Below are 6,797 nucleotides of genomic sequence, written 5' to 3'. Positions count from 1 at the left end.
GCCAACGGCGGATTTTACACCAAGATTTCGGTCTCTGCCTCAACGCTACTCGTTCCCAACCTTTTCACGCCCAACGGAGATGGCACGAACGAGACATTTGAGATAAGGGGAATTGAACTTTTTGCCAAGAACGAACTGGTGATCGTTAACCGCTGGGGCAATGAGGTTTACAAATCTTCAAATTACGATAACACATGGACAGGAGAAGGCCTGAACGAAGGCACTTACTATTATCTTTTAAAGGTAAAAGAGAGCGATAATTCTGAATGGCAGATATTCAAAGGTTACATCACGTTGATCAGGGCATTTAAGAAGTAACAGTCCAGTAACTGATCAGAGCAAAAAAATAAGACAATGAAAAAAATATTCTTCATAATCGGCTTTATGTCCGTGTTCAGCTTTGCAAAAGCACAGCAGGATGCACAGTTCAGCCAATATATGTTCAATGGCATTTATATCAACCCCGCTTACGCAGGTTATAAGGAGCAATTGAACGTACACGCCTTCTACCGCACACAGTGGACGGGCATAACAGGTGCCCCTAAAACGATGAGCCTTGCGGTCGATGCGATTGCGAACGACGGCAATGTAGGTTTGGCACTGCAGGTTTCGAGCGACCGTTTGGGTGCACAGCGCAACCAGTCGGTGTACGGAAACTACGCTTACCGAATTTCGATGAACGAGGACGGCAGTTCCCGCTTGGCCTTTGGGCTCGGCGTTGGCGCAATCCAGCTCGGGATAGATGGCGCACTCCTTAATCCCAATGATTTTGAGGTGAACCAGCCACTCGGTCTTCAGAGCACAATCATACCCGATGCCCGCGTGGGCGTTTACTATTCTGATAATAATTTTTATGCAGGGCTGAGTGCAGATAACCTCATTTCGCAATACCTCGACATCAGCAAGAATGCTTTTATCCCACAGCCAAAACCGCACTATTATTTAACCGCTGGCGTGCTTGTGCCACTTTCTTATGATGTACTGCTCAAGCCCTCTTTTCTGTTAAAAGACGACAGGGGCGGTCCTACAAGTCTGGACCTGAATGCATTTGTTATCTTCGCGGAGAAATTTTGGGTAGGTGCCTCTTACCGCACCGGTGTAAAGATCTACACCAAGTCATACCTGCAGAAAGACCTGAGCAACCTGAACTCAGCGGTTGCCGCAGTTCAGTTCTTTCCTACGCCGAACCTGAGGGTGGGCTATGCCTATGACTTCTCTATAGGCGCGCTCCAGGGCTACAGTGGATCTACCCACGAAATCTCGTTGGGCTATTTCTTCAACAAAGGCAATGTAAGAATGCTTACGCCACGGGTTTTTTAGGGAAACTGTAATTAAAGATGATTATATTTGGTCTGAAAAATTAATGTTACAGACCGTTTAAATACTATAAAATGAAAAGAAATCTACTAGCATTTTTTATGTTCGGGTTATTTGCACTGATGGGCAGGCCTGCCAGTGCGCAGTATGTGCTAAAAGAAGCTGATGTGCAGTTCGAACTTTTCAACTATGCGAAAGCAGTTGACCTGTACGAGGTGGCATATAAAAAGAACCCGACACTGCACGCCGCAGAGCAGCTGGCGGTCTGCTATTCGCTGATGAACAATTACCAGCAGGCAGAAAGCTGGTATGCCAAAGTGGTTGAGATGCCAAAGAGTGCTCCGGTGAATATTTACAGCTATGCGCTGGCACTCCAGAACAATTCAAAATATGCAGAGGCGAAGTCACAGTTTTTAAAATACTTTTCCCTCGACAAGGAATTTTCGCTCAAAAAGCAGAACATCATACTTTCGTCCTGCGATTCGGCAGTACTGTGGATGAGGTCACCGACAAAGGTTGCGATAACCAATGAGAAGGGACTCAACTCGGCACAGTCTGATTGGGGGAGTGTAAAATATATGGATGAAATGGTGTTCACATCCGACAGGAAAGATTCCATTGGAAAATCAGCTACGGGGGGAAGACCTTTTTTAAAGTTCGACGGATCGAAGAAGCCAAATAGAAACATATACGGTTCTACGGGAAACGGTTACCTCCACCTGTACATGAAGAAGGGTACCGATAGTGTAAAGCTTTTTCCGTTAAACACGGGCACGAATTACCACGTTGGTGCGGCCAGCTTTACAGCAGATGGAAAAGAGATGTACTTTACGCTGACCAAGATCGACGATGAGCTGAGTTTTTCGAAGAACAGCATATTAAAAAGCAAGCTTGCCACGGTTAACGTGGAGATTTTCAGTAGTAAAAAAGACACTTCGGGCAATTGGGGCGAAGCTGTTCCCTTTGCGTACAACAAAGTTAACGAATATTCTGTAGGCGATCCGTTCATAAGCAGTGACGGGAAAACACTGTACTTTGCTTCGAACATGCCAGGCGGAAAAGGCGGTACCGATATTTATGCAAGTCTGAAAACTGATGCAGGTGACTGGGGAACTCCAATAAATATGGAAAGTTTAAACACAGATGGAAATGAACGTAATCCTTTCAAAGGTATTGATGATACTTTTTATTTCAGTAGCGACGGCAGGGTTGGTATGGGTGGATTAGATATTTTCAGCAGTAAGTCAAATGGAAGCATCATGTCAGTTCCAAAGAACTTGGGCTATCCTACAAATTCGCCGAAGGATGATTTTGCCTTTACCTCTTATGCGCCAAAAACAGGTTATTTTTCATCAAATAGGAACAACGGTGCAGGACAGGACGATATATACAGTTTTGTGGATAGTGAGGTCATCGTGTTCAAGCTTATTGGCACCGCATTCAACAAGGTTTCGAAAGCACCGCTTGGAAATACCCTTGTTACGCTGAAAAACTTGAAGGGCACACAGCTTAAAGCAGTTACCCAGGCAGACGGCAAGTTTGAGTTCGGTCTTGATGAATCATCTGACTATACGCTATTGGGGAGTAGGGACAATTATCTGAACGATGTTGCATCGTTGACTACCAGAGGATTGGTTTCATCTTCAACATTGACAAGAGACCTTTTTCTGGATTCGATCGTGATCAACAAAGTGATCAAGATAGAGAATATTTATTACGATTTCGATAAATCAAACATCAGACCGGATGCTGCTGAGGAACTTGACAAGCTTGTTATGGTGCTGACAGACAACCCTACGATCTTGATCGAGCTTGGCTCGCATACTGACAGTAGAGGTAACGATCAGTACAATCAGTGGCTATCACAAAAAAGAGCAAATTCTGCGGTTCAATATATTATTGATAAGGGGATAAGCAAGAACAGGATCACTGCAAAAGGTTATGGCGAAAGTATGCCGGTAAACAGATGCACAAACGGTGTTAAATGCTCAGAAGCCGATTTCCAACTGAACAGAAGAACTGAATTCAAAATTGTGAAGCAGTAAATAAGATAATAAACTAAACAAATAATGCTCGGCCATTCTCAATTTTTTTGAGAATGGCTTTTTTTAGTTATTGTTCGGTTTGAACAATTCTACGCTAAACAAATCCAATTTTTATACTAATGCCAAGTTAATAAATTTATTGTGCCCTAAATGAGCGCTCACGTTCAGGGAAAATCTAATATATTTATTGTCTTTGTTGCAAATAAGCCATAGCGTGCATTAAATTCCCCAATCTTTTATTGAAAGATTTCCCGCTTTGGGCATCAGACTACTCAAGTTATCACCCAATTTAAGGTTGAATACGTATTATAACAACTACAAATGAATGTGATTATGATTGGAACGGTTTTTGAATAACGCATTAGTAATAAAATTATTACACCAACCCTTAAAATTAACTATTATTCCAAACGAATGAAACATCCCAATTCTACCAAAGACTCCGAAAATTATTTTTTTCACAATTATTCATCATAAATAGTTCTGTCGCAAAAGCAGAATACTTAAAATTAAAGTCCTTACAAGCCATTATTTAATAATGGGAAAAATTAACTACTAAAGAAATGACAAAAAAATTACTCCTTGTTTTATCTCTTTCTATGAGCTTAACGGCTGCTCTCGCGCAGCAAAAAGTGAAAGATGGAACGGTTGGCGGCGCAAACTTGCCAAACAAAGATGCCATACTGGAACTAGAAAGTGTAAATAAAGGTATTCTTTTTCCTAGAGTACCTTTAAAGCTGACAACAAATCCAGCTCCGTTAACTGCGCACGTTGCTGGTATTATGGTTTATAATACTGCCACTGTTGGTGACGTTACACCGGGCATCTATTATAATGATGGTACAAGATGGTTTAAGTATTCACAGGGTGCAGCAGGACTTGATGGTAAATCTTTATCGATCGGATCAGGAGAGCCAAGCGGGGGTAAGCCGGGTGATACGTATATCAATACTGTAAATGGTGACCTTTATACTAACGTTAACAATTCATGGGGATTGCCAGTAGGAAACATTAGAGGCCCTATTGGTGCTACTGGAGCCAAAGGAGAAACTGGTACAGCTGGATTGAATGGGTTAGCTGGAAACGGAATAGCAAGTTCGTCTTATGATCCAGCAACAGGGATTATTAAGTTAGTTTATACTGATGGTACTTCAAAATCTACTGGTGATTTACGCGGAGCTAAAGGCGATGCGGGCGTAGTAGGGGTAGCAGCTTTGCCCGGTACAAACGGCACACCTGGCATCCCTGGATCAGGCACACCTGGTGCACCTGGAGCAGGCGTTACTATTGTAACAAACGACAGTGGTACTTATGTTTATAATCCAAATACACAGACTTATACTAAGATCGACGGACCAAAAGGCGATAAAGGTGAAGCAGGCGTAGTAGGCGTACAGGGTTTACCCGGTACAAATGGCACACCTGGCATCCCTGGATCAGGCACACCTGGTGCACCTGGCGCTGGCGTTACTATTGTAACAAACGACAGTGGTACTTATGTTTATAATCCAACAACACAGACTTATACCAAGATCGACGGACCAAAAGGTGACAAAGGCGATAAAGGTGAAGCAGGCGTAGTAGGCGTACAGGGTTTACCCGGTACAAATGGCACACCTGGCATACCGGGATCGGGCACACCTGGTGCACCTGGAGCAGGCGTTACTATTGTAACAAACGACAGTGGTACTTATGTTTATAATCCAACAACACAGACTTATACTAAGATTGACGGACCAAAAGGCGATAAAGGTGAGGCAGGCGTAGTAGGTGTACAGGGTTTACCCGGTACAAATGGCACACCTGGCATCCCGGGATCGGGCACACCTGGTGCACCTGGAGCAGGCGTTACTATTGTAACAAACGATAGTGGTACTTATGTTTACAATCCAACAACACAGACTTATACTAAGATAGACGGACCGAAAGGCGATAAAGGTGAAGCAGGCGTAGTAGGCGTACAGGGTTTACCCGGTACAAATGGCACACCTGGCATCCCGGGATCGGGCACACCTGGTGCACCTGGAGCAGGCGTTACTATTGTAACAAACGATAGTGGTACTTATGTTTACAATCCAACAACACAGACTTATACTAAGATTGACGGACCAAAAGGTGACAAAGGCGATAAAGGTGAAGCAGGCGTAGTAGGCGTACAGGGTTTACCCGGTACAAACGGCACACCTGGCATCCCGGGATCGGGCACACCTGGTGCACCTGGAGCAGGCGTTACTATTGTAACAAATGATAGCGGTACTTATGTTTACAATCCAACAACACAGACTTATACTAAGATCGACGGACCGAAAGGTGATAAAGGTGAAGCGGGCGTAGTAGGCGTACAGGGTTTACCCGGTACAAATGGCACACCTGGCATCCCGGGATCGGGCACACCTGGTGCACCTGGAGCAGGCGTTACTATTGTAACAAATGATAGTGGTACTTATGTTTACAATCCAACAACACAGACTTATACTAAGATCGACGGACCGAAAGGTGACAAAGGCGATAAAGGTGAAGCAGGCGTAGTAGGCGTACAGGGTTTACCCGGTACAAATGGCACACCTGGCATCCCGGGATCGGGCACACCTGGTGCACCTGGTTTGGGCGTTACGATTGTAACGAACGACAGCGGTACTTATGTTTATAATCCAACAACACAGACTTATACTAAGATCGACGGACCGAAAGGTGATAAAGGTGAAGCGGGCGTAGTAGGCGTACAGGGTTTACCCGGTACAAATGGCACACCTGGCATACCGGGATCGGGCACACCTGGCGCACCTGGTTTGGGCGTTACGATTGTAACGAACGACAGCGGTACTTATGTTTATAATCCAACCACACAGACTTATACCAAGATCGACGGACCGAAAGGTGATAAAGGCGATGCAGGCGTAGTAGGCGTACAAGGTTTACCTGGTACAAGTGGCACACCGGGCATACCGGGATCGGGCACACCTGGCGCACCTGGTTTGGGCGTTACGATTGTAACGAACGACAGCGGTACTTATGTTTATAATCCAACAACACAGATTTATACCAAGATCGACGGACCGAAAGGTGATAAAGGCGATGCAGGCGTAGTAGGAGTAGCAGCTTTGCCTGGTACAAGTGGCACACCGGGCATACCGGGATCGGGCACACCTGGCGCACCTGGTTTGGGCGTTACGATTGTAACGAACGACAGCGGTACTTATGTTTATAATCCAACAACACAGACTTATACCAAGATCGACGGACCGAAAGGTGATAAAGGTGCGAACGGAGCAGATGGTAAATCTGTAACGAGCGGAACAGGAGCTCCGGCAACTGGTCTAGGTAATGACGGTGATACTTATGTTAATACGACCACAGGTGATGTTTATACAAAAACAGGCGGAACATGGGGTGTAACAGGTAACATCAAAGGAGCAAAAGGTGATTCAGGTACGA

The 6,797-nt window shown here is 44.8% G+C and carries 4 protein-coding genes; all 4 read left to right on the top strand.

Annotation, left to right across the window (positions count from 1 at the left end):
• A partial coding sequence (locus EZJ43_RS16865) for a gliding motility-associated C-terminal domain-containing protein (protein ID WP_133263895.1) occupies positions 1 to 318 on the top strand: 318 nt, incomplete at its 5' end.
• 36 nt (positions 319 to 354) lie between these two features.
• Entirely contained in the window at positions 355 to 1,320 is a 966-nt protein-coding gene (locus EZJ43_RS16860) for a PorP/SprF family type IX secretion system membrane protein (protein WP_133263894.1), read from the top strand.
• A gap of 71 nt (positions 1,321 to 1,391) precedes the next feature.
• Positions 1,392 to 3,362, top strand: a complete 1,971-nt coding sequence (locus EZJ43_RS16855) for an OmpA family protein (RefSeq protein WP_133263893.1) — start codon at positions 1,392 to 1,394, stop codon at positions 3,360 to 3,362.
• 563 nt (positions 3,363 to 3,925) lie between these two features.
• A partial coding sequence (locus EZJ43_RS16850) for a beta strand repeat-containing protein (protein ID WP_207924655.1) occupies positions 3,926 to 6,797 on the top strand: 2,872 nt, incomplete at its 3' end.

The organism is Pedobacter changchengzhani (assembly GCF_004354365.1).
Lineage (GTDB): Bacteria > Bacteroidota > Bacteroidia > Sphingobacteriales > Sphingobacteriaceae > Pedobacter > Pedobacter changchengzhani.
Note: the sequence above shows the minus strand (reverse complement) of the source record. Positions and strands in the feature narration are given on the sequence as shown.

Coding starts and splice junctions, on each gene's coding strand:
- EZJ43_RS16860 (WP_133263894.1), top strand. CDS start 355: ATGAAAAAAATATTCTTCATAATCGGCTTTATGTCCGTGTTCAGCTTT.
- EZJ43_RS16855 (WP_133263893.1), top strand. CDS start 1,392: ATGAAAAGAAATCTACTAGCATTTTTTATGTTCGGGTTATTTGCACTG.